Raw genomic sequence first — 22261 nt, 5'->3', positions numbered from 1 at the left:
GTCAGGCTGTTCCTCGCTCTAGGGCCGGGTTCCGAAGAACTTCTGCGCGGCCCTGATGGCCTCCACGAGCGCGTCCACGTCCTCCGACGTGTTGTAGAGGTAGAAGGACGCGCGCGTGGTCGCGACGACGCCCAGCCTGCGGTGCAGCGGCCAGGCGCAGTGGTGGCCCACCCGGACCTCCACCCCCAGGTCGTCGAGGACCTGGCCCACGTCGTGCGGGTGGATGTCGTCCACGGCGAAGGACACGGCGCCGCCGCGGTCCACCGCCTCGGTGGGGCCGACGATGCGCACGCCCTCCAGGGCGCCGATCCGCTCCAGCGCGTACTCGGTGAGCGCGTGTTCGTGCTCGGCGACCCGCTCCATGCCCACGCGGGACAGGTAGTCGCAGGCCGCGGCCAGGCCGACGGCCTGCGGGGCCATCGGCACACCGGCCTCGAAGCGCTGGGGCGGGTCGGCCCAGGTGGAGTACTCCATGTGGACCACGCCGATCATGGAGCCGCCGGTGATGAACGGCGGGATGGCCTCCAGCAGCTCCCGGCGCCCCCAGAGCACGCCGATCCCGTTGGGACCGAGCATCTTGTGCCCGGAGAAGACCAGGAAGTCCACGCCCAGCGCGGTCACGTCGACCGGCATGTGCGGGACCGACTGGCAGGCGTCCAGCACGGTCAGCGCGCCGACCTCGCGGGCCCGGGCGACGATCTCCCCGACCGGGTTCACAGTGCCCAGCACGTTGGACTGGTGGCTGAACGCCACCACCTTGGTGCGCTCGTTGACCAGGTCGGCGATCCCCGACAGGTCCAGGCGCCCCTCGTCGGTCACCGGGAACCAGCGCAGCGTCGCCCCGGTGCGCTGGCACAGCTGCTGCCAGGGCACCAGGTTGGCGTGGTGCTCCATCTCGGTCACCACGACCTCGTCGCCGGGCCCGACCTGGAAGCGGCGCAGCTCCTCGTCGGCGGTCGCGGAGTTGCTCAGCGCGTAGGCCACCAGGTTGACGCCCTCGGTGGCGTTCTTGGTGAACACCACCTCACCGGCGTCGGCCCCGATGAACCGGGCGATGGTCTCCCGGGCCGCCTCGTAGGCGTCGGTCGCCTCCTCCGCGAGCTGGTGCGCGCCACGGTGCACCGCCGCGTTGTGGCGTTCGTAGAACTCACGTTCGGCGTCGAGCACCTGACGGGGCTTCTGCGAGGTGGCCCCGGAGTCGAGGTACACCAGCGGCCGCCCGTCGCGGACGGTCCGGGAGAGGATCGGGAAGTCCTCCCGGATCGCCGCGACGTCGAGCGGGGCCGCCCCGGCCCGACCGAACTCGCGGACTGTGGTCATGGGTTACGCGCCCGCCTTCACGAAACGCTCGTAGCCCTCGGCCTCCAGCACGTCGGCCAGCTCCGGGCCGCCGGACTCGGCGACGCGGCCGCCCGCGAACACGTGCACGAAGTCGGGCTTCACGTAGTTGAGGATCCGGGTGTAGTGCGTGATGAGCATGACGCCCATCTCCCCGCCGGCCTTGGCGCGGTTGACGCCCTCGGAGACGACCTTGAGCGCGTCGACGTCCAGGCCGGAGTCGGTCTCGTCCAGGATGGCGACCTTGGGCTTGAGCAGCTCCAGCTGGAGGATCTCGTGGCGCTTCTTCTCACCGCCGGAGAAACCCTCGTTGACGCCGCGGGCGGCGAAGGCCGAGTCGATGGACAGGTCCTTCATCGCCCCCTGGAGCTCCTTGGAGAACTGGCGGAGCTTGGGGGCCTCGCCGCGCACCGCGGTGACGGAGCTGCGCAGGAAGTTGGACATGGACACGCCGGGGACCTCGACCGGGTACTGCATGGCCAGGAACACGCCGGCGCGGGCGCGCTCGTCGACGCTCATCTCCAGGATGTTCTCGCCGTCGACGAGGACATCGCCCTCGGTGATCTCGTAGCGCGGGTGGCCGGCGATCGCGTAGGCGAGGGTGGACTTGCCCGAGCCGTTGGGGCCCATGATGGCGTGGGTCTCACCGGAGTTGACGGTCAGGTCAACGCCCTTGAGGATCTCCTGCCGCTCGCCCTCGCCGATGAGGACGTCGGCGCGCAGGCCGCGGATTTCGAACTTGGTCATTTCAGCCTCAGGAATTCTTCTCATCCAGCGAGACGAGCACGTCGTCGCCGTCGATCTTCACGTCGTAGGTGGGGACCGCCTGGGTCGCGGGCGGGTTGATCGGCGCCCCCGAACGCAGGTCGAAGCAGGAGCCGTGCAGCCAGCACTCGATGGTGCCGTCCTCGACCTCGCCCTCGGACAGACGGACCTCGGCGTGCGAGCACACGTCCCGCACGGCGTACACCTCGCCCTCGCTGCGGACCAGGGCGATGGGCGTCTCGTCATCGGTCTCGATCCCGAGGACCCCCTCCTCGGGGATCTCGGCGAGCTCGGCGACCTTCACCCAGCGTCCGGCCTCACTCATGGGCGGCCAGCTTGCGCTCGACCTTGGCCATGATCTCCTCACGCAGCTCCTCGACCGGGATCCGGTTGATGAGCTCCAGGAAGTAGCCGCGGATGACCAGGCGCCGGGCCTCGTCCTCCGGGATGCCCCGGGAGCGCAGGTAGAACAGGTGGATGTCGTCCAGGCGGCCGCTGGCGGCGGCGTGCCCGGCGCCCTCCACCTCACCGGTGAAGATCTCCAGGTTGGGCACCGAGTCCACGCGGGTGTCGTCGGTGAGCTGGAGGTTGCGGTTGTGCTCGTAGGAGTCGGTGCCGGTGGTGCCCTCACCGATGATCACGTCGCCGATCCACACACCGTGGGCGTCCTTGCCGCTCAGCGCGCCCTTGTACTCCACCCGTGAGCGGGTGTGGGACATGTTGTGGTCGATGAGCGAGCGGTGCTCGTGGTGCTGGCCGTCGCCGGTGAAGTACAGCCCGTGGAGCTCGGCGTTGGCGCCGCGCCCCTTGTAGGCCACCTTCGGGGAGAGCCGGACCAGGTCGCCGCCCAGGGTGATCACGATCGACTTGAACGTGGCGTCCTTGGCCACCTGGGCGTTGTGCTGCGAGACGTCGACGGCGTCGCCGTCCCAGTCCTGGACGCTGATCAGCGTCAGGCGCGCGCCCTCGCCGACGTGGATGTCCACGCTGCCCGCGCGCACGCCCGTGCCGGTCTGGTTGAGGACCACGACCGCCTCGGCCAGCGGCTTGACGTCCAGGACGAACTGGTCGTAGCGCGTGCCGCCCTGGGCCTGGCGGTTGACGACGACCGGCCGTTCCAGGGCCGCGCCCTGCGCGACCGTGATGACCGTGGCCTCCTCGAAGGAGGTGTAGGCCTGGGCGGTGACGCGGTCGGCGGGGAACCCGGCGGTGCCGAGCCGCGCGTCGCCGCGGCCGACCGTCTCGACGGTGGCGCCCTCGGGGGCGTCCACGTCGAGCTTGTCGGTGCCGTCGGCGACGGCGCTGCCGTCGTGCAGGCCCTTGAGGCGGCGGATCGGAGTGAAGCGCCACTCCTCCTCGCGGCCGCCCGGGACGGGGAAGTCGTTCACGTCGAAGGACCCGTGGGTGGCCAACTTGGAGAACGGGATCTCCCCGAGGCCGTGGCTGTGGGCCTTGGGTTCGGTGCTGGGGCTGGTCAACTTAACCAACCGCTCCTTCCATCTGAAGCTCGATCAGCCGGTTCAGTTCCAGCGCGTACTCCATGGGCAGCTCGCGCGCGATGGGCTCGACGAACCCGCGCACGATCATGGCCATGGCCTCGTCCTCGTCCATACCCCGGCTCATCAGGTAGAAGAGCTGGTCCTCGCTGACCTTGGAGACGGTCGCCTCGTGCGCGAGTTCGGCGTCGTCCTCGCGCAGGTCGTTGTAGGGATAGGTGTCGGAACGGCTGATGGTGTCGATCAGCAGCGCGTCGCACTTGACCGAGGACTTGGCGTGGTCGGCGCCCTCCTGCACCTGCACCAGTCCCCGGTAGGAGGCGCGGCCCCCGCCGCGTGCCACCGACTTGGAGATGATGGTGGAGGAGGTGTTGGGCGCGCAGTGCACCATCTTGGACCCGGTGTCCTGGTGCTGGCCCTCGCCCGCGAAGGCGATGGACAGGGTCTCGCCCTTGGCGTGCTCGCCCATCAGATAGACGGCGGGGTACTTCATGGTGACCTGGGAGCCGATGTTGCCGTCGATCCACTCCATGGTCGCGCCCTCTTCGGCCACGGCGCGCTTGGTGACCAGGTTGAAGACGTTGTTCGACCAGTTCTGGATGGTCGTGTAACGGCAGCGGGCGTTCTTCTTGACGATGATCTCCACGACCGCGGAGTGCAGCGAGTCCGACTTGTAGATCGGCGCGGTGCAGCCCTCGACGTAGTGGACGTAGGCGCCCTCGTCGACGATGATCAGGGTCCGCTCGAACTGGCCCATGTTCTCGGTGTTGATCCGGAAGTAGGCCTGGAGCGGGATCTCCACGTGCACGTTCTTGGGCACGTAGATGAACGACCCGCCGCTCCACACGGCGGTGTTGAGCGCGGCGAACTTGTTGTCACCGGCCGGGATCACGGAGCCGAAGTACTCCTCGAAGACCTCCGGGTGCTCCTTGAGGGCGGTGTCGGTGTCCAGGAAGATGACACCCTGCTCCTCCAGGTCCTCGCGGATCTGGTGGTAGACGACCTCGGACTCGTACTGCGCGGCGACACCGGCGACCAGGCGCTGCTTCTCCGCCTCGGGGATGCCCAGCCTGTCGTAGGTGTTCTTGATGTCCTCGGGCAGTTCCTCCCAGGATGTGGCCTGCTTCTCCGTGGACCGCACGAAGTACTTGATGTTGTCGAAGTCGATCTTGGACAGGTCCGCGCCCCAGTTGGGCATGGGCTTCTTGTCGAAGAGCCGAAGGGACTTGAGACGGAGCTTGGTCATCCACTCCGGCTCGTCCTTCTTGGCGGAGATGTCGAGGACGACCTCTTCGTTCAGACCGCGGCGGGCCGAGGACCCGGCCGCGTCGGAGTCGGCCCAACCGTACTCGTATGTTCCGATCCCCTCGAGCTCGGGATGCGCGATAGACGTCATGCGCGGACTCCTCCTGGACTCAGACGTCCTTGTGGTGAACTGGGCCGCCCGCCGCCTGGCGGATGGCCTTGGACGCGGGGGTGCCGTCCTCCCCGCTCGCCACGTCGCCCCGGGGGGTGACGTGGGTGGTGCACACACCGTCGCCGTGGGCGATGGTGGCCAGCCTGCGCACCGGGGTGCCCAGCAGCCGCGCGAAGGCCTCGATCTCGGCCTCACAGAGTTGCGGGAACTCGGCGGCCACGTGCGCGACGGGGCAGTGGTGCTGGCACAGCTGGTCGCCGCCGCCGGGTGCGGGCGCCTGGCCCGCGGTGGCGGCGTAGCCGTCGTTGGAGAGGGCCTCGGCCAGCAACCGGACGCGTTGTTTCGCGGGAACAGCGTCCAGCAGGGGCTTGTAGCGCCGCTCCAGGTCGGCGACCTGACTGCGGGCGAACTCGCCGACGGCTCCGGGACCGGCCGTGTCGGCCAGGAAGCGGAGCGCGCTGGTGGCGAGGTCGTCGTAGGCGTGGACGAAGGCGTCGCGTCCGGCCTCGGTGATGGCGAAGACGCGCGCCGGACGGCCCCGGCGGCGTCGCCCGCCGTGGGGCCGGGCGTCGCGGGCCTCGACCATGCCCTCGCTGGTCAGGTTGTCGAGATGGCGGCGGATGGCCGCCGGGGTGAGCCCGAGCCGCTCTCCCAGTGCGGAGGCGGTGACCGGGCCCTTCTCCAGGATCAGCCGCGCGACCCGTGCGCGGGTGCCGGTCTCGGCCCCGCGCTCCGGTCCGGCCAGGGGGCGGGACACACTGGACGCCTCGGACACAGTCTTCCCCTCCCTCTCTCTGACGCTGCTCCTGGTTTTGACAACATCAGTGTGGCGTAAATAAGTCCGCCGAGGCAAACCCGACCCCATGGACTTGATCACGAAGGACAGGCTTGCCTAACAGGGGGTTCACGCATCGGCAACCCTCCGGACACGAACAAGGACGGGCCCGCGATCCTTCCCGACGACCGCATGTCGAGACCGCCGTACCGGAATACGGACAGGAATGTTCGGCGCGCCGCCGGGCCGCCGACGCCCCGGCCGGGGCGGTGAAGCCCTCCGCCGGGCCGCACGTAGACTCAGGGCCCATGGACACAGCCGCGGTCGAGGTCGTCGACCTGGTCAAGCGCTACGGCGCCACCACCGCAGTCACCGGCCTCACCTTCAGCGCGCGCCGGGGCGCGGTGACGGCGCTGCTCGGTCCCAACGGAGCGGGCAAGACCAGCACCATCGAGATCTGCGAGGGCTTCCGCCGCGCCGACGGCGGGCGGGTGCGGGTGCTGGGGCTGGACCCCGTGGCCGACTCCGGCGCCCTCAAGCCCCGCGTCGGGGTGATGCCCCAGTCCGGGGGCGTGCCCACCGGCGCCCGCGCCGCCGAGTGGCTGCGGCTGATGGCCTCCTTCCACGCCCGGCCGATCGAGCCCCGCCTGCTGCTGGAGCGGCTGGGCCTGACCTCGGTGGCCACCACGCCCTTCCGCCGCCTGTCCGGCGGCCAACAGCAGCGCCTGTCCCTGGCCTGCGCCGTGGTCGGCCGCCCCGAGCTGGTCTTCCTGGACGAGCCGACCGCGGGCCTGGACCCGCAGGCGCGCATGGCCACCTGGGACCTGGTGACGGCCCTGCGCGAGGCGGGCGTGGCGGTGATCCTGACCACGCACCACATGGAGGAGGCCGAGCGGCTGGCCGACGACGTGGTCATCATCGACCGCGGCGCCGTGGTCGCCGAGGGCACCCCCGCCGAGCTGACCGGGGAGCGCCGCGAGGTCTGCTTCTCCACCGAGGCCCCGGTGGACACCGCCCTGCTGGAGGCCGCCCTGCCCGAGGGCAGCCGGGTGGAGGCCCAGGGCCCCGCCGAAGGCCGCCGCGAGTACGCGGTCGTCCCCGGCGGCGCGGGCGCGCCCGGACCGGAGTTCCTGGCCACGGTCACCGCCTGGTGCGCCTCGGCCGGAGTTCTGGCCGAGGACCTGCGCGTGCGGCGGCGTACCCTCGAAGACGTCTTCCTCGAACTCACCGGCAGGGAACTGCGCGACTGATGCACGAGCACACCTCCACCGCCTCCGCACGGGTGGGCGCTGGCGCGCCCGCGTCCGGAGGCGACGACGCCTCGCTGTTCACCCCCGCGCCCGGGGCCGCGCCGATGTGGCGGATGGTCGCCGCGCAGGCCGGGATGGAGCTGCGGGTCATGCTGCGCCATGGCGAGCAGTTCCTGCTCACCATGGTGATCCCCGTGCTGCTGTTGGTGGGCTTCAGCCTCACCTCGGTGCTGGACGTGGGCGAGGGGGCGCGGGTGGACGCGCTCACGCCCGGCGTGCTGGCGCTGGCGGTGATGTCCACGTCGTTCACGGGCCTGGCCATCGGCACCGGTTTCGAGCGCCGCTACGGGGTGCTCAAGCGGCTGGGGGCGACCCCGCTGTCGCGTTTCGGCCTGCTGGCCGCCAAGACCCTGGCCGTGCTGGGCGTGCAGGCGATCCAGGCGGTGGTGTTGTGCTCGGTGGCACTGGTGCTGGGCTGGTCGCCCGCGGTGAGCCCGGCGGGCGTGCTGGCGGCCGTGGCGCTGGTGCTGATGGCCACCGCCGCGTTCAGTTCGCTGGCCCTGCTGATGGCGGGCACGCTGCGGGCCGAGGCGACCCTGGCCGGGGCCAACCTGGTGTACGTGCTGCTGCTGGGCCTGGGCGGGGTGCTCTTCCCGACCAGCAGCTTCCCCGGCCCGCTGGAGCAGGCGGCGTCGGCGCTGCCGATCACCGCGCTCAGCTCGGGGCTGCGGACGGTCCTGGCCGACGGCTCCCTGCCGGGCCTGGGCGCCTTCGCCGTGCTGGCCGTGTGGGCGCTGGTCTGCGGTGTCCTGGCCAGCCGCCTCTTCCGCTGGGAGTAGCAGCGCTGCCCGGAAACCACGCCCCCGGAGCCGGGCACGCGTCACACAGGCCAGGACGCCGGGGTCAGCCCACGGGCAGCAGGCGCCACTGCTGGTGGGCGTGGCCGCCCTCGGGCGCCTGGGCGACCCTGGTGCCGTTGTCGGGGGCGCCGCCCTGCGCCTCCAGGGCCTGGCCGGTGGCCCGGTTGACCAGGCGGACCACGCCCGGCCCCACCTCGATGAGCGACCAGTGCTGGTTGGGCGAGCCGGTGCGGGTGAGCAGCGCGGCGCCGGGCTGGGCGGCCGGGTCGGCGGGGATCTCCAGGAGCTTGCCGCTGCCCACGCCCTCGATCTCGTAGAAGCCCCCGTCCACGGGGATGAGGCGCCACTGCTGGTTGGTCTGGTCGTGACGGTCCCACAGGTGGACGGGCGCGCCGTTGGCGGTGGAGGTGCCCGCGACGTCCATGACGCGGCCGCCGTGGACGTTCTGGAGCGCGTAGACGAGCGCGGGGTCCAGACCCGCGGGGTGGACGACCTCCTCCTCCGACGGCTCCTCCGTGGGCTCCTCGGCCTCGGGAGCGCCGGGCGGCTGGACCAGGATGCCCGATGCCGTGGTCATCTCCGGCTCCTCGGGCTGGTCGCCGCCGGACACGAGCAGGCCCCCGGTGTAGCCGCCGACGAGGGCCACCAACAGCAGTGCCAGGGCTCCGGCCAGGAGCGGCCAGCGGGGGACGTACCGTTCGTGGGCGCGGGGGGAACGGGCACGGCGTCGGGACATCGAGGACACTCCAGCGGGCTGCGGCGGGGGCCGCGTCGATCCGCGGCCCGGACCATTTCACACCACTTTGCCGGTTTGGTGCACGTTCGCCCACCACTGGCGCGGGCTCGATAGGGTCCGGGCATGGAAGCGTTCGGAGTCCCCTGGTTCATCGCGGTCCGCTACCTCGGTCCGCCGTTGTTCCTGCTCGTCGCGGGCGGCGCGCTGGTGGTGTGGCGGCGGCCCGCGCGGCCCGGGCTGGTGTGGGCCGCGCTGCTGGTGAACCTGCTCGCGGCGGCGCTGCCGTTCCTGTGGATCGGGGTGCAGCTCCTGACCGGCCGGGCGGACCAGACGGTGCACGGGCTGGTCATGACCCTGGCGCAGCCCGCGGTGGCGACGGCGGCCTGGGGACTGCTGCTGGCCGCGGTCGTGGCCCGGGCTCCGGGGGCGGCGCGGGCCCGGGAGGGCCGGAGCCGGAGGCGGGAGAACCGGGGCCGGGCGCGGGCCGGGGAGACGGAGAGGACCCCCGAAAACGTAGGATGAATGCCCATGAGCACTCCGTCCCGCCCCAAGGCAGCGTTCTCCCCGCTCCGCGCGGTGGAGGCGGTACCACCGGTCTGGCTGGTGATGGTCGGCATCGTCTCGGTGCAGACCGGCGCCGGGGTGGCCAAGAACCTCTTCGACGTCCTGCCCCCGGCCGCGGTCGTGTGGCTGCGGCTGCTGACCTCGGCGGTGCTCCTGGTCCTGGTGGCGCGACCGGTGCTCAGGGCGCGCTCGCGCGGCGACTGGCTGGTGGTGGTCGGCTACGGCGTCGCGCTGGCGATGATGAACTTCCTCATCTACCAGGCCTTCGCCCGCATCCCGCTGGGGATCGCGGTCACCATCGAGTACCTGGGGCCGCTGACCATCGCGATCCTGGGATCGCGGCGCCGGATCGACCTGCTGTGGGCGGGCATGGCCGGGCTGGGCGTGGTCGCGCTGGGGCTGGAGTCGGGCTCGATGGACCCGCTGGGCATCCTGTTCGCCGTGCTGGCGGCGGTCGCGTGGGCGGGCTACATCCTGCTCAGCGCGTCGACGGGCCAGCGGTTCAGCGGCGCGTCCGGGCTCGCGATCGCCAGCGTGGTCGGCGTGGTCGTCATGGCGCCGATCGGCGTGTACGAGGGGGGCGCGGCCCTGCTGGACTGGCGCCTGCTGCTGTTCGGCCTGGTGGTCGGCGTGCTGTCCTCGGTGGTGCCCTACACGCTGGAGCTGAGCGCGCTGCGCCGGATGCCGCCGCGCGTCTTCGGGGTGCTGATGAGCCTCCAGCCCGCCGCCGCGGCGCTCGTGGGCCTGGTGGTGCTGGGTGAGCTGCTGACCGTGTGGCAGTGGTTCGCGGTGGCCTGCGTGATCGCGGCCAGCGCGGGTTCCACGCGCACCTCGGCCCGCGACGGCGAGGGCGGCCGCAAGGCCGACGGCGCGTCCACCGGACCGCCGCGCGAGGGTCCCGGGGAGCGGTAGGCGGGCGAGGGCCGGAGCCGTCGTGTCCGGAGCGGGGCCGTTGGGACGGCCTGTTCGGAAGGTCGAGGGCAGGAGTTTTGCTACCCAGCGTTTCCGAATAGACACAAATGGTTATCTGTCCTGGTGGGTCAGCCAAACGGCTCGACCACTCGCACTCGAAGGGAAAGCCATGCGCACCACCGCCAAGATGATGATGACCGCCCTGTTCACCGCCGGCCTGCTCGGCATGGGGTTCGGGACCGCCTCCGCGGGTGAGAACGACACGGACGTCTACCAGGCGTGCGTGCAGGAGCAGGGCTTTCTCGGTCTGATCAACCTGGACCTGGACCTGCTCACCCAGTGCATCTCCAACCACGCCGGCTAGGACCGCGTCGAGCGGTCGGCGGGGGCGGGCCCTCCCGAACCGACGAGCCCCGGGATCGGGCCGATCGGGAGAACGGGTCCCACTCTCGCGGAGGGGGCGTCCACGTGTGGGCGCCCCCTCCCCCTGTGCCGGAGCGGCGGCGTCGGCGCAGGTGGGAGACTGCGCAGGGGGTGGGCACCAGTCCCCGGAGCGATGTACTACAGTCTGTCGTATGTCTGTTTCCCCGGCCTCCGCGGTGCTGGCCGCGAACTCGGTCCCCCCGCCCGCGGCGGAGGACATCTCCCTTCTCGGATTCCCCCTGTGGGGCTGGCAGATCGCGGTCGCGGCCGCCGGAGTGCTCGCGCTGGTGCTGCTCGCGCGCACGATCTGGACGCCCACCCAGCGGTCGCTGCGGGCCTGGGCGCTCGGCAACATCGTCGTCAACGCCGGGATCGCCGTCACCGGCGCCACCGTGCGCGTCACCTCCTCGGGCCTGGGCTGCTCGGAGTGGCCCAGGTGCACGCCGGAGAGCTTCGTGCCCATCGACACCGGGCACGCCGCGCTCAACGCCGCCATCGAGTTCGGCAACCGGACGCTCACCTTCGTCGTACTGGCGGTCGCCGTCATCACCTTCGTCGCGGTCATGCGGATGAGCCCGCGCCGCCGCGACCTGGTCCGACTGGCCGCCATCGTGCCGTTCGGCGTCCTGGGACAGGGCGTGGTCGGCGGCATCACCGTGTGGACCGACCTGCACCCCGCCTCCGTGGCCGCGCACTTCCTGCTGTCCATGGTGATGGTCTTCATCACGGTCGCCCTGTACGTGCGCTGCCAGGAGCCCGAGGGCAAGCCGCAGGTGTCCGTGGGCCCGATGCTGCACGCCCTGAGCATCGGGCTGGTCGTGGTCGGCTTCGTACTGCTGGTCGCCGGGACCGTCGTCACCGGCACCGGCCCGCACGGCGGCGACGCCGCGGCCCCCCGCTGGGGGTTCGACCTGGCGGCGGTCACGCGCCTGCACTCCGCACTGGCCTGGCTCACCACGGCCGGGGCCCTGCTGGCCACCGTCATCGCCTTCCGGAGCGGCACCCGGCGGCCGGTCCGCAGGAGCAGCCTGTTCCTGCTGGTCACCGTCATCCTCCAGGGCGCCCTGGGCTACACCCAGTACGCCCTGGAACTGCCCGAGGCCCTGGTGGTCCTGCACGTCCTCGGCTCGGCCCTGACCTGGGTCGCGATCTGCCGCCTGTACTTCTCCACCACGCGTCTGGTTCCGCCGGGACAGGAGCTCAGCGAGGGCCCTGCTGACCGTGACGGGGAACGTAGTCCTGTTGGGCCCGCGTCTGGGCGATGACGTGGGCGAAGTCGGCCCGGCGCAGGAAGCCGGAGTCGGTGGGGTTCTCCGCCCAGCCCGGGGCGACCGGCTGGGGCATCCGTCCCAGGAAGGTGTCCCGGGCCACGTGCATCAGCGCCAGGAACGAGTCCCGGTGCACCTTCCAGTCGGGCGCGGGCAGTCCGGCGTCCAGCCTGCGGTGCAGCAGCGCGAGCTCGGTGGCGGCGAGCTGGTACTCACGCATCGCCTCGCGGCCCCTGCGACCGGCGTTGCGCGCCGCCCACTCGCGGGCCCGGCGGCGCCCCTGTAGGGAGCTGAGCATGGCGATGTCGGCCTGGGTGACCAGTCCGGTGGAGACGTAGGGCGGCAGATGGCGGGCGATCGCGCCGACCTGGCGGTGGCGGTCGCGGGTGGCCAGCGCCAGGATCGCCATGAGCACGCCGAAGAGCACCATGTAGGCGACGGCCAGGCCGGACCAGCCGAAGTAGGTGGACCCGTTCCACATGCCGTGCAGCAGCACCGCCGCGGCCCACCCGGCGACGGGGGCCAGCAGGCGCAGGGCTCCGGAACGCATGGCGGCGTAGGCCACGCCGATGCCGATCATCGCGGTGTAGACCGGGTGCCCGAACGGGGCGATCAGCCCGCGGATGGCGAAGGTGGCCACCAGGGTGCCGTCGAAGAACGCGCTGAGGAAGTACAGGATGTTCTCGGTGAAGGCGAAGCCGGTGGCGACCATCCCCGCGTAGATCACCCCGTCGGTGAAGGTGTCCAGCTCGTGGCGGCGCCGCCAGAGCAGGATCAGCAGCACCACGCCCTTGGCGCTCTCCTCCACCAGCGGCGCCACCGCCGACGTGCCCAGGAAGTCGCCCAGGTCCCGGCCGAACAGCGGCACCGTGACGTGGGCCAGGCCCCAGCTGTTGAGCAGCAGGGAGGCCACCACGGCCACGCCCGCGCCCCAGGCGAAGGCGAAGAACAGGACCCAGCCGGGCTCGGGCTCGATCCGGTCGAGCATGAGGATGAGCGGCACGAGGATGCACACGGGGATGACCGCGGCGACGAGGCTGACGGCGAAGCCGAGCCCTCCGTCGATCCCGGCGGCCGCTCCCCCGGCCAGGGCGAGCAGCCACAGGTAGACCAGCATCCCGATCATGCAGACCACGCTGACGGTGGTGCCCAGGATGAGGGTCATCGAGTAGCGCGAGCGTCGGCCCTGGAGGATGGCCTTGCTGTCGAGACGGGGCATGGGCACCGATCGTAGCGGGAACCGGTCCGACCACGGCTTTCGCCCCCGACCGACCGCGGGGAGGGGCGGAGGGGGAGAGTCAGCGGGTCGTGGGGAGGACTGTGGGGGGTAGGCGGACCGGGGAAGGGCCCCACGTCGGGCCTCCGGTGGTGCTCCGTGTCCGGCATGCGCGAGGATCGGGGAACCGAAGCCGTCCCCGACCCCGAACCGAAGGTGAGCCGCGCATGGACCGGGCGACCACGACCCCCGACACCGCTGGCCCGCTGCGTGCCTTACGCGCGGCCGTACTCCTGCACCTGGCCGCCCTGCTGTGGGAGGGCTCGACGGCCGGGCAGCTGGTGACGTTCAACACGGACGCGCTTCCGCTGCACTACTACGGCGCCTTCGGAACGCACGTGGCGGCGGGACTCCAGGCGGTGGCCGCGTTCTGGTACTGGCGGCGTTCGGGCCGCGCCGCGGGTACGCCGGGACTGGTCCTGCTGGTCAGCCTGCTGGCCCTAGCGCTCGGTTTCGCTCAGGCGGCGCTGGGCAGCTACGGGCTGGTCCAGGCGCACGTCCCCCTGGCTCTGGCCCTGACCGGGGTCGCGGTGTGGTCGGCGGTGCTGGCCTGGCGCAGGCCCTGACGGCGGAGCGGCCATCCGGGCGGAACAGAGGTCCGGGCGGCCCGGCCCACCAGGCGGTCAGGCGGTCAGGCGGTCAGGCCGGGACGGCACGGCCGCCGGTGACGGCCGAAACGCCTGTGGGCGACGCCCCGAGGGGGCGCCGCCCACAGGCGGACGTACGGGGGCGGGCTCAGCCCAGGACGCCGGCGATCAGGGGGTCGACGGTGACCGCCACGAACAGCAGCGCCAGGTAGCCGTTGGACAGGTGGAAGAAGCCCATCGTCTTGAGCTGCGCGCCGGTCACACCCGCGCGGGAGCGGTTGAGCAGGCGGTGCGCCTGGACCACCAGCAGCGCGCCCAGGGCGACGGCGACCGCGCCGTAGAACCAGGTGGTGCCCGCCACCGGCCAGAACAGCACCGACACGATCGCGGTGGCCCAGCTGTAGAGCACGCACTCCAGCAGCACCCGGCGGTCGGTGGCGACCACGGGCAGCATCGGCACCTTGGCCTGCGCGTAGTCCTCCTTGTAGCGCATGGCCAGCGTCCAGGTGTGCGGCGGCGTCCAGAAGAACACGACCAGGAACAGGACGAACGGCGCCCAGTCCAGGCTGTTGGTCACCGCGGCCCAGCCGATGAGCACCGGCATGCACCCGGCGATGCCGCCCCACACCACGTTCTGCGCGGTGCGCCGCTTGAGCAGCAGCGTGTACACGAAGATGTAGAACAGGATCGCGAAGACCGACAGCACGGCCGAGAGCACGTTCACCAGGAGGGCGAACCCGACGGTGGAGCCGACGGCCAGCACCAGGCCGTAGACGAGGGCTCCGCGCGGGGTGACCAGGTCCATCGCGCCGGGGCGCTGGCGGGTGCGACGCATCTCACGGTCGATGTCGCGGTCGATGTAGCAGTTCATCGCGTTCGCGCTGGCCGCCGACATGGTGCCGAAGACCAGGGTGGCGACCGCGGTCCACAGCGGTGGCACTCCCCCGGCCGCGACGAACATCACCGGGATGGTGGTGATGAGCAGCAGCTCGATGACGCGGGGCTTGGAAAGGGCGACGTAGGCGCGGACGTGGGCGCCCAGCGAGGCCCTGCGGGGGGCCTGGGGCCGGTCGCCGTCCGGGTTCGTCCGCGGAGCGCGGTTGGTGAGGGCCATCAGTATCCGGTCCTCACGGCCGGACGGTTCTCTCGCGTCCCCCCGGGGGCCACCGGCTCGGTTTCAGACACGCGGATACCTCGACAACTCTAGGGGTTTCGACACTGCTCGCCACGCGGGGGCCGGCGGACCGACAAAGCGTCTGGATCGGCGGAAACCCCGTCAACGACATACTGTAGTACTTCCTCGCGCGCGCCTGAGACCAGCCCCCTCACAAGGAAAACCGCTGGTCCTCGGGCCGGGATGCGGGCGGGGGTCCGCCGGGTGCACTGAAGGGTCGCACACGCCCCGACGGGCTTCCAGCCCGCCACGCACCGCCCGCGACCCCCCGCACCGCGGCGCAGCACCCGTGACCGCGCCACCCGTGTTCGCGCGGCAGGCGGCGCCGAGGCCCCTACCAGCCGGTAATGAGAGGTGTCGGGCAACGACATCCTGGGTAGCGGACGATAGGCTCGATCGTGGCCGAATCCGTCGTGGTCTCCAGCCCGCGACGGCCGTCGCCCGGGGACGCCGCGTCCGCGCCCTGAACAGCCGGGGGTGCGCGTTCCCGCAGTACTCGGCCCCGCCCCGCGGCGGGCCGACCGGGTCCCGGCGGCGGTTCGAGAACGAACGCAACCGACACACCCCGTGCTCCGGCCGCCGGGCGCGGGGGGTGCCCGAGAAGGAGAACGAAAGTCCGTGAACGCCCACACCCCGCAAACCCTGGAGTGGTCGGACCTCGACCTCCGCGCCGTCAACACGGTCCGGGCGCTGGCGATGGACGCGGTCGAGAAGTCGGGTAACGGACACCCCGGCACCGCGATGAGCCTGGCGCCCGCCGCCTACCTGCTCTTCCAGAAGATCATGCGGCACGACCCCTCGGACCCCGAGTGGACGGGCCGTGACCGCTTCGTGCTGTCGATCGGCCACTCCAGCCTCACCTTGTACATCCAGCTCTACCTCGCCGGATACGGGCTGGAGCTGGACGACCTCAAGGGCCTGCGCCAGTGGGGCAGCCGCACGCCCGGCCACCCCGAGTTCAGCCACACGCCGGGGGTGGAGACCACCACCGGTCCGCTGGGCCAGGGCGTGGGCAACGCGGTCGGCATGGCCATGGCCGCCCGCCGCGAGCGCGGCCTGTTCAACCCCGAGGCCGGTCCGGGCGCCAGCCCCTTCGACCACCACATCTACGCGTTCTGCTCCGACGGCGACGTCCAGGAGGGCGTGAGCCACGAGGCCAGCGCCCTGGCCGGGACCCAGCAGCTGGGCAACCTCATCATGATCTGGGACGACAACCGGATCTCCATCGAGGACGACACCCGCATCGCGCACTCCGAGGACGTGGCCGAGCGCTACCGCGCCTACGGCTGGCACGTGGAGGAGGTCGACTGGAGCGCCACCGGCGAGTACGTCGAGGACGTCGAGGCCCTGTTCCAGGCGATCGTGCGCGGCAAGGCCGAGACCGAGCGCCCGACCTTCATCCGCCTGCGCACCGTCATCGGCTGGCCCGCGCCCAACAAGCAGAACACCGGCGCCATCCACGGCGCGGCCATCGGCCAGGACGAGATCTCCGCCACCAAGGCGATCCTCGGACTGCCCGACGAGCCCTTCGGCGTCGAGGACGCGGTCATCGAGCACACCCGCCGCGCCGTGGACCGGGGCCGCGAGGCCCGCGCCGCCTGGGAGGTCGAGTTCAGGGCCTGGCACGAGAGCGCCGGGGAGAACGCGGAGCTGTTCGACCGCCTGGTCGAGAAGAGGCTGCCCGAGGGCTGGGAGAAGGCGGTCCCCTCCTTCGAGCCCAGTGAGAAGGGCGTGGCCACCCGCAAGGCCAGCGGCGAGGTGCTCTCGGCCCTCGCTCCGCTGCTGCCCGAGCTGTGGGGCGGCTCGGCCGACCTGGCCGGGTCCAACAACACCACGCCCAAGGGCGAGCCGTCCTTCCTGCCCTTCGACCGCGCCAGCAGCATGTTCCCTGGCAACCCCTACGGGCGCGTACTGCACTTCGGCGTGCGCGAGCACGGCATGGGCGCGATCCTCAACGGCATGGCCGTGCACGGTCCCACCCGGCCCTACGGCGGCACGTTCCTCGTCTTCAGCGACTACATGCGCCCCGCGGTCCGGCTGGCCGCGATCATGCAGCTGCCGGTCACCTACGTGTGGACGCACGACTCCATCGGCCTGGGTGAGGACGGCCCCACCCACCAGCCGGTCGAGCACCTGTGGGCGCTGCGCGCCATCTACGGCCTGGACGTGATCCGTCCCGCCGACGCCAACGAGACCGCCGTGGTGTGGCGCTCGGTCATCGAGCGGGGCGACCGCCCGTCCGCGCTGGCGCTGACCCGCCAGAACCTGCCCGTCCTGGACCGCGAGGAGTACGCCTCGGCCGAGGGCGCGGTCAAGGGCGGCTACGTGCTGGCCGAGGCCGACGGGGACGCCCCCGAGGTGATCATCATGGCCACCGGCAGCGAGGTGCAGATCGCCCTGGACGCCCGCAAGGCGCTCCAGGAGGCGGGCACGCCCACCCGCGTGGTGTCCATGACGTGCGTGGAGTGGTTCGAGCGCCAGAGCGAGGAGTACCGCGAGCAGGTGCTGCCCTCCTCCGTGCGCGCCCGCGTGTCGGTGGAGGCCGGGATCGCCCTGGGCTGGCGCCAGTACGTCGGCGACGCCGGCGAGTCGGTGAGCCTGGAGCACTACGGAGCCTCCGCCCCGTACCAGGTCCTGTACGAGAAGTTCGGCTTCACGACCGAGGCGGTCGTCGAGGCGGCCCGCAAGACCATCGCCAGGGCCGGCGGCTGACCCCGGCGGGCCCCGCCGGAGGATCCCGGCGGGGCCCGTCCTCCTTTGACGTGTGTGACCGGGGGCGGCACTCCGCCCCCCAGGAAGGCGGAAGAACCCATGAGCAACGCACTCCGCGACCTGTCCCAGGCGGGCGTGTCCGTCTGGCTGGACGACCTGAGCCGGGAGCGGCTGCGCTCCGGCAACCTGGCCGAGCTGATGTCGACCCGCAACCTGGTCGGCATCACCTCCAACCCCACCATCTTCGACAAGGCCCTCTCCGAGGGCGACGCCTACGACCAGCAGGTGCACGAGCTGGCCGTGCGGGGCGTGTCGGTGGAGGAGGCGGTCCGCATGATCACCACCTACGACATCCGCTGGGCCGCGGACACCCTGCGCCCGGTCTACGACTCCACCGACCGTGTGGACGGCCGCGTCTCCCTGGAGGTGGACCCGCGCCTGGCCAACGAGACCGAGCGCACGGTCGCCGAGGCCAAGGCGCTGTGGTGGATGGTGGACCGGCCCAACCTGATGGTCAAGATCCCGGCGACGGCCGCGGGCCTGCCCGCGATCACGCAGGCGCTGGGCCAGGGCATCAGCGTCAACGTCACGCTGATCTTCTCCCTGGAGCGCTACCGCCAGGTGATGGACGCCTACCTGGAGGGGGTGGAGCTGGCCCGCGCCAACGGCCACGACCTGTCCCGCATCCAGTCGGTGGCCTCGTTCTTCGTCAGCCGCGTGGACAGCGAGGTCGACAAGCGCCTGAAGGAGATCGGCACCGACGAGGCGCTGTCCCTGCTGGGCCGCGCCGCGCTGGCCAACGCCCGCCTGGCCTACGAGGCCCACGAGGAGGTCTTCGCCTCCCCCGAGTGGAAGGCCCTGGAGGAGCACGGCGCCACGCCGCAGCGGCCGCTGTGGGCGTCCACCGGTGTGAAGGACCCCTCCTACGAGGACACCCTCTACGTCTCCCAGCTGGTGGCGCGCGACACCGTCAACACGATGCCGGAGGCCACGCTGGAGGCCACCGCCGACCACGGCGAGATCACCGGCAACACCGTGCTGGGCACCTACGAGCAGGCCCGCGCCGACTTCGCCGCGCTGGAGAACGCCGGGATCAACCTGACCGACGTGTTCGCCGTGCTGGAGGACGAGGGCGTGGACAAGTTCGTCAAGTCCTGGGAGAGCCTGCTGAACGCGCTCTCGGCCAAGCTCGACAAGCTGTCCTGAACCGCGCGGCCGTCCCGGCGACGGGACGGCCGCCCCTCCCGCCCGTCCTCCCGCCCCCGGCGGGGACGGCGCCCAGCGTCCCACCGGCCACTCTCGACAGGAAAGACGGGAACTTGAAAGAACCGGTGATGCCGGGAGCGGTACCCAACCCGCTCCGCAATGCCCTGGACCGCAGACTGCCCCGCATCGCCGGACCCAGCGTGCTGGTGCTCTTCGGCGTCACGGGCGACCTGGCACGCAAGAAACTCCTGCCGGCCATCTACGACCTGGCCAACCGGGGGCTGCTGCCGCCCGGCTTCGGCCTGGTGGGGTTCGCCCGCCGGGACTGGGAGGACCAGGACTTCGCCGACGAGGCCTACCAGGCGGTGCGCGAGCACGCGCGCACCCCGTTCCGCGAGGACGTGTGGCGCCAGCTCAGCGAGGGCGTCCGGTTCGTCCAGGGCGAACTGCACGACGACGACGCGTTCGACCGCCTGGCCGACTGCGTGCGCACCCTGGACACCGAGCGCGGCACCGGCGGCAACTACGCGTTCTACCTGTCGCTGCCGCCCAAGCTGTTCCCCACCGTGGTCAAGCAGCTCAAGCGGTGCGGGCTGGCCGAGCCCGAGGAGGACCAGGCCTCGGAGGGCGGTGTCCGGCCGTGGCGGCGGGTGGTGATCGAGAAGCCCTTCGGCCACGACCTGGAGAGCGCCCGGGACCTCAACGCGGTGGTGGACGACGTGTTCCCGCCCTCGTCGGTGTTCCGCATCGACCACTACCTGGGCAAGGAGACGGTCCAGAACATCCTGGCCCTGCGCTTCGCCAACACCCTCTTCGAGCCGCTGTGGAACCGCAGCTACGTGGACCACGTACAGATCACCATGGCCGAGGACATCGGTGTGGGCGGCCGGGCGGGCTACTACGACGGGATCGGCGCGGCCCGCGACGTCATCCAGAACCACCTCCTCCAACTGCTGGCCCTGGTGGCGATGGAGGAGCCCATCTCCTACAGCGCGGACGCGCTGCGCGCGGAGAAGGAGAAGGTGCTGGCGTCGGTGTCACTGCCCGAGGACCTGTCCACGGGCATCGCGCGCGGCCAGTACGCGGCGGGCTGGCAGGGCGGCGCGGCGGTGCGCGGCTACCTGGAGGAGGAGGGCATCCCCTCCGACTCGGTGACCGAGACCTACGCGGCGCTGAAGCTGTCGGTGGACACCCGGCGCTGGGCGGGCGTGCCCTTCTACCTGCGCACCGGCAAGCGGCTGGGCCGCAGGGTGACGGAGGTGGCGCTGGTGTTCCAGGCCGCGCCGCAGCAGCTGTTCCCTCGCACCGACGTCAGTGAGGTGGGACAGAACGCCCTGGTGCTGCGCATCCAGCCCGACGAGGGCGTGACGCTGCGCTTCGGCTCCAAGGTGCCGGGGGCCAGCATGGAGGTCCGCGACGTGAGCATGGACTTCGCCTACGGGCAGTCCTTCACCGAGGCCAGCCCCGAGGCCTACGAGCGGCTCATCCTGGACGTGCTCATCGGCGACCCGCCGCTGTTCCCGCGCCAGGAGGAGGTCGAGCTGTCCTGGCGGATCCTGGACCCGGTCGAGGAGTACTGGGCCAAGGCGGGCCAGCCCGAGCAGTACGGCTCGGGCACCTGGGGCCCGGAGTCGGCAGAGCAGCTGCTCTCCAGGGACGGCCGCCAGTGGCGGCGCCCGTGACCAGCCACGACCCCGCCTGGAGGAACCGATGACGCTCTACCTGCCGCGCACCACGACCTCGCAGATCACCGAGGCGCTCATGGCCGAGCGGCTCAGCGTGGGCGGCGGTGCCATGAACATGGTCCTGACCCTGGTCATCGTCACCGACGAGGCCGACCACTACGACGCGGTGCGCGCCGCCACCGAGGCGGGCCGCGAGCACCCCTCGCGCGTGGTGGCGCTGGTGCGGCGCGACCCCGACGCCGAACCGGCCATCGACGCCGAGATCCGCCGCCCGGGCACCTCGGGACCCGGCGAGGCGGTGCTGCTGCGGTTGTACGGGCCGCTGGGCGGGCACGCGGACTCGGTGGTCACCCCGCTGCTGGTGCCCGAGGCGCCGGTGGTGGTGTGGTGGCCGGGCGTGGGCCCGGCCAACCCGGCCGCGGACCCCATCGGCCGCCTGGCCCAGCGTCGGATCACCGACGCGCTGCGCGCCCCGGACCCGGTGGGCGACCTGCTGGAGCGAGTGTCCCACTACAGCCCGGGCGACACCGACCTGACCTGGACACGGTTGACGCCGTGGCGCTCGCTGCTGGCCAGCGCCATGGACCAGCCCTGCGGCTGGGTGACCTCGGCCAGCGTGACGGCCGAGTCGCACTACCCGAGCGCCGAACTGCTGGCGGCGTGGCTGTCGGACCGGCTGGACGTGCCGGTGGCCCGCGAGACCTCGCACGGTCCCGGCCTGACCGAGGTCCGCCTGACCACCGACCAGGGGGACATCGCGATCTCCCGGGTGGACGGCCGGGTGGCCACGCTGTCGCGGTTCGGGCAGCCCGACCAGACGGTGGCCCTGGCGCGGCGCGCCGCCTCCGGGGCCCTGGCCGAGGAACTGCGCCGTCTGGACCCCGACGAGATCTACGAGAGCGCGGCCAGGCACCTGGAGCCACTGCTCTCCGGAAGCGGAGCACGAGGATGAGCGAACCGGAGATCGTCCGCCACTCCGACGCGGGGGCGCTGGCCGACAGCGTCGCGTTGAAGCTGGTGAACATGATCGTCCAGGCCGAGGCGGACAGGCGCGACTTCCACCTGGTGCTGACCGGGGGCGGGATCGGCATCCGCACCCTGGAGGCGGTGCGCGACCACGCCCGGGAGGCCGGGATCAACTGGTCGCACGTGCACCTGTGGTGGGGCGACGAGCGCTTCCTGCCGGACAAGGACCCCGAGCGCAACGAGACCCAGGCGTGCGCGGCGCTGATCGACGCGGTCCCGGTGCCCGCGCACAACGTGCACCCGATGCCCGCCTCCGACGGGATGGACGGCGACCACGTCGAGCACGCCGCCACCCGCTACGGCCGGGAGCTGGCGGTGGCCGCGCGGGCCCAGGGGCCGGTCCCCGTGTTCGACGTGTGCCTGCTGGGCGTGGGCCCGGACGCGCACGTGGCCTCGCTCTTCCCGGGCCTGCCGGGGGTGCGCGAGGACGAGGCGTCGGTGGCCGCGGTGCACGACTCGCCCAAGCCCCCGCCGCAGCGGATCACCCTGACGCTGCCGTCGATCCGGACGGCCCGCGAGGTGTGGGTGCTGGCCTCGGGCGAGGGCAAGGCCGAGGCCGTGCGGCTGGGCCTGGCCGGGGGCAGCGTGGACGAGGCCCCCGTGGCCGGTGCGCGCGGTTCCGAGCGCACCGTGTTCTGGGTGGACGAGGCGGCGGCCTCGAAGCTGTAGCCCGCCCCGTCACCGACGACCGCCCCGGCCGGATCCGGCCGGGGCGGTCGTGCGCGCGGCGCCCGTTCCCCCGCCGGGCGGGCGTCCCCTCCGGGAGGTCCGCGTGGGAGGGGAGCGCTCTC

The 22261-nt window shown here is 72.0% G+C and carries 21 protein-coding genes; 12 read left to right on the top strand and 9 right to left on the bottom strand.

Annotation, left to right across the window (positions count from 1 at the left end; genetic code table 11):
- Window positions 1–18 precede the first annotated feature (18 nt).
- Genes ACSIH6_RS29180 through ACSIH6_RS29155 form a run of 6 tightly spaced genes read right to left on the bottom strand, consistent with a single transcriptional unit; the run spans window position 19 to window position 5791 of the window.
- Complete coding sequence (locus tag ACSIH6_RS29180) at window positions 19–1320, bottom strand: cysteine desulfurase (RefSeq protein ID WP_435111538.1); 1302 nt, start codon at window positions 1318–1320, stop codon at window positions 19–21.
- 3 nt (window positions 1321–1323) lie between these two features.
- On the bottom strand, window positions 1324–2085 hold the full coding sequence (gene sufC, locus ACSIH6_RS29175) for a Fe-S cluster assembly ATPase SufC (protein WP_435111537.1): 762 nt from the start codon (window positions 2083–2085) through the stop codon (window positions 1324–1326).
- Between the two features lie 7 nt (window positions 2086–2092).
- The gene (locus tag ACSIH6_RS29170) at window positions 2093–2428 is read right to left on the bottom strand and encodes a non-heme iron oxygenase ferredoxin subunit (protein ID WP_061081256.1); all 336 of its coding nucleotides are present in this window, start codon (window positions 2426–2428) and stop codon (window positions 2093–2095) included.
- Window positions 2421–3581, bottom strand: coding sequence for a Fe-S cluster assembly protein SufD (gene sufD, locus ACSIH6_RS29165; protein ID WP_435111536.1), 1161 nt, complete (start codon window positions 3579–3581; stop codon window positions 2421–2423). The genes ACSIH6_RS29170 and sufD overlap by 8 nt, the downstream gene beginning before the upstream one ends.
- A 1-nt stretch (window position 3582) precedes the next feature.
- Window positions 3583–4995: a Fe-S cluster assembly protein SufB gene (sufB, locus tag ACSIH6_RS29160; RefSeq protein ID WP_435111535.1), complete on the bottom strand. Its 1413-nt coding sequence runs from the start codon at window positions 4993–4995 to the stop codon at window positions 3583–3585.
- 19 nt (window positions 4996–5014) lie between these two features.
- A complete protein-coding gene (locus ACSIH6_RS29155) occupies window positions 5015–5791 on the bottom strand; it encodes a helix-turn-helix transcriptional regulator (protein ID WP_435111534.1) in 777 nt (258 codons plus the stop codon).
- Between the two features lie 308 nt (window positions 5792–6099).
- Here ACSIH6_RS29155 and ACSIH6_RS29150 point away from each other — a divergent pair, with 308 nt between their 5' ends.
- Window positions 6100–7041: an ABC transporter ATP-binding protein gene (locus ACSIH6_RS29150; protein ID WP_435111533.1), complete on the top strand. Its 942-nt coding sequence runs from the start codon at window positions 6100–6102 to the stop codon at window positions 7039–7041.
- On the top strand, window positions 7041–7880 hold the full coding sequence (locus tag ACSIH6_RS29145) for an ABC transporter permease (RefSeq protein WP_435111532.1): 840 nt from the start codon (window positions 7041–7043) through the stop codon (window positions 7878–7880). The genes ACSIH6_RS29150 and ACSIH6_RS29145 overlap by 1 nt, the downstream gene beginning before the upstream one ends.
- A gap of 64 nt (window positions 7881–7944) precedes the next feature.
- Here ACSIH6_RS29145 and ACSIH6_RS29140 read toward each other — a convergent pair whose 3' ends face one another.
- Window positions 7945–8637, bottom strand: a complete 693-nt coding sequence (locus ACSIH6_RS29140; protein ID WP_435111531.1) for an RICIN domain-containing protein — start codon at window positions 8635–8637, stop codon at window positions 7945–7947.
- 123 nt (window positions 8638–8760) lie between these two features.
- On the opposite strand from ACSIH6_RS29140, the gene ACSIH6_RS29135 reads away from it, so the two are divergent.
- The 4 genes from ACSIH6_RS29135 (at window position 8761) to ACSIH6_RS29120 (ending at window position 11801) form a co-directional block, all read left to right on the top strand.
- Window positions 8761–9159 carry a hypothetical protein gene (locus tag ACSIH6_RS29135; RefSeq protein WP_435111530.1) on the top strand — a complete coding sequence of 133 codons (399 nt, stop codon included), beginning with the start codon at window positions 8761–8763 and terminating at the stop codon, window positions 9157–9159.
- Between the two features lie 6 nt (window positions 9160–9165).
- On the top strand, window positions 9166–10113 hold the full coding sequence (locus tag ACSIH6_RS29130; RefSeq protein WP_435111529.1) for an EamA family transporter: 948 nt from the start codon (window positions 9166–9168) through the stop codon (window positions 10111–10113).
- Window positions 10114–10282: 169 nt separating this feature from the next.
- Window positions 10283–10477, top strand: coding sequence for a hypothetical protein (locus ACSIH6_RS29125; RefSeq protein WP_435111528.1), 195 nt, complete (start codon window positions 10283–10285; stop codon window positions 10475–10477).
- 211 nt (window positions 10478–10688) lie between these two features.
- Window positions 10689–11801 (top strand): COX15/CtaA family protein, encoded by a 1113-nt coding sequence (locus tag ACSIH6_RS29120; protein WP_435111527.1) that lies wholly within the window; start codon window positions 10689–10691, stop codon window positions 11799–11801.
- On the opposite strand, the gene ACSIH6_RS29115 is transcribed toward ACSIH6_RS29120, so the two are convergent.
- Window positions 11737–13023: a PrsW family intramembrane metalloprotease gene (locus ACSIH6_RS29115; protein WP_435111526.1), complete on the bottom strand. Its 1287-nt coding sequence runs from the start codon at window positions 13021–13023 to the stop codon at window positions 11737–11739. The genes ACSIH6_RS29120 and ACSIH6_RS29115 overlap by 65 nt on opposite strands.
- Before the next feature lie 224 nt (window positions 13024–13247).
- On the opposite strand from ACSIH6_RS29115, the gene ACSIH6_RS29110 reads away from it, so the two are divergent.
- On the top strand, window positions 13248–13646 hold the full coding sequence (locus ACSIH6_RS29110) for a hypothetical protein (RefSeq protein WP_435111525.1): 399 nt from the start codon (window positions 13248–13250) through the stop codon (window positions 13644–13646).
- A 169-nt stretch (window positions 13647–13815) separates the two neighbouring features.
- On the opposite strand, the gene ACSIH6_RS29105 is transcribed toward ACSIH6_RS29110, so the two are convergent.
- Window positions 13816–14781 carry a heme o synthase gene (locus ACSIH6_RS29105; RefSeq protein WP_017567602.1) on the bottom strand — a complete coding sequence of 322 codons (966 nt, stop codon included), beginning with the start codon at window positions 14779–14781 and terminating at the stop codon, window positions 13816–13818.
- Between the two features lie 678 nt (window positions 14782–15459).
- Here ACSIH6_RS29105 and tkt point away from each other — a divergent pair.
- From tkt to pgl, 5 genes are all read left to right on the top strand, one after another.
- Window positions 15460–17553, top strand: a complete 2094-nt coding sequence (gene tkt, locus ACSIH6_RS29100) for a transketolase (RefSeq protein WP_435111524.1) — start codon at window positions 15460–15462, stop codon at window positions 17551–17553.
- A 99-nt stretch (window positions 17554–17652) separates the two neighbouring features.
- Complete coding sequence (gene tal, locus ACSIH6_RS29095) at window positions 17653–18759, top strand: transaldolase (protein ID WP_435111523.1); 1107 nt, start codon at window positions 17653–17655, stop codon at window positions 18757–18759.
- Between the two features lie 128 nt (window positions 18760–18887).
- Window positions 18888–20441: a glucose-6-phosphate dehydrogenase gene (gene zwf / locus ACSIH6_RS29090; protein WP_435111560.1), complete on the top strand. Its 1554-nt coding sequence runs from the start codon at window positions 18888–18890 to the stop codon at window positions 20439–20441.
- 28 nt (window positions 20442–20469) lie between these two features.
- Window positions 20470–21396: a glucose-6-phosphate dehydrogenase assembly protein OpcA gene (locus ACSIH6_RS29085; RefSeq protein WP_435111522.1), complete on the top strand. Its 927-nt coding sequence runs from the start codon at window positions 20470–20472 to the stop codon at window positions 21394–21396.
- Entirely contained in the window at window positions 21393–22139 is a 747-nt protein-coding gene (gene pgl, locus ACSIH6_RS29080) for a 6-phosphogluconolactonase (RefSeq protein WP_435111521.1), read from the top strand. Before ACSIH6_RS29085 ends, pgl begins: the two co-directional genes overlap by 4 nt.
- Window positions 22140–22261 lie beyond the last annotated feature (122 nt).

This window comes from Nocardiopsis synnemataformans (assembly GCF_965343085.1).
Taxonomy (GTDB): Bacteria; Actinomycetota; Actinomycetes; order Streptosporangiales; family Streptosporangiaceae; genus Nocardiopsis; species Nocardiopsis alborubida.
The sequence above is the reverse complement of the archived record's forward strand: the minus strand, read 5'-3'. Positions and strand labels throughout refer to the sequence as shown.

Coding starts and splice junctions, on each gene's coding strand:
- ACSIH6_RS29180 (WP_435111538.1), bottom strand. CDS start 1,320: ATGACCACAGTCCGCGAGTTCGGTCGGGCCGGGGCGGCCCCGCTCGAC.
- sufC (WP_435111537.1), bottom strand. CDS start 2,085: ATGACCAAGTTCGAAATCCGCGGCCTGCGCGCCGACGTCCTCATCGGC.
- ACSIH6_RS29170 (WP_061081256.1), bottom strand. CDS start 2,428: ATGAGTGAGGCCGGACGCTGGGTGAAGGTCGCCGAGCTCGCCGAGATC.
- sufB (WP_435111535.1), bottom strand. CDS start 4,995: ATGACGTCTATCGCGCATCCCGAGCTCGAGGGGATCGGAACATACGAG.
- ACSIH6_RS29150 (WP_435111533.1), top strand. CDS start 6,100: ATGGACACAGCCGCGGTCGAGGTCGTCGACCTGGTCAAGCGCTACGGC.
- ACSIH6_RS29145 (WP_435111532.1), top strand. CDS start 7,041: ATGCACGAGCACACCTCCACCGCCTCCGCACGGGTGGGCGCTGGCGCG.
- ACSIH6_RS29140 (WP_435111531.1), bottom strand. CDS start 8,637: ATGTCCCGACGCCGTGCCCGTTCCCCCCGCGCCCACGAACGGTACGTC.
- ACSIH6_RS29135 (WP_435111530.1), top strand. CDS start 8,761: ATGGAAGCGTTCGGAGTCCCCTGGTTCATCGCGGTCCGCTACCTCGGT.
- ACSIH6_RS29130 (WP_435111529.1), top strand. CDS start 9,166: ATGAGCACTCCGTCCCGCCCCAAGGCAGCGTTCTCCCCGCTCCGCGCG.
- ACSIH6_RS29125 (WP_435111528.1), top strand. CDS start 10,283: ATGCGCACCACCGCCAAGATGATGATGACCGCCCTGTTCACCGCCGGC.
- ACSIH6_RS29120 (WP_435111527.1), top strand. CDS start 10,689: ATGTCTGTTTCCCCGGCCTCCGCGGTGCTGGCCGCGAACTCGGTCCCC.
- ACSIH6_RS29115 (WP_435111526.1), bottom strand. CDS start 13,023: ATGCCCCGTCTCGACAGCAAGGCCATCCTCCAGGGCCGACGCTCGCGC.
- ACSIH6_RS29110 (WP_435111525.1), top strand. CDS start 13,248: ATGGACCGGGCGACCACGACCCCCGACACCGCTGGCCCGCTGCGTGCC.
- ACSIH6_RS29105 (WP_017567602.1), bottom strand. CDS start 14,781: ATGGCCCTCACCAACCGCGCTCCGCGGACGAACCCGGACGGCGACCGG.
- tal (WP_435111523.1), top strand. CDS start 17,653: ATGAGCAACGCACTCCGCGACCTGTCCCAGGCGGGCGTGTCCGTCTGG.
- zwf (WP_435111560.1), top strand. CDS start 18,888: ATGCCGGGAGCGGTACCCAACCCGCTCCGCAATGCCCTGGACCGCAGA.
- ACSIH6_RS29085 (WP_435111522.1), top strand. CDS start 20,470: ATGACGCTCTACCTGCCGCGCACCACGACCTCGCAGATCACCGAGGCG.
- pgl (WP_435111521.1), top strand. CDS start 21,393: ATGAGCGAACCGGAGATCGTCCGCCACTCCGACGCGGGGGCGCTGGCC.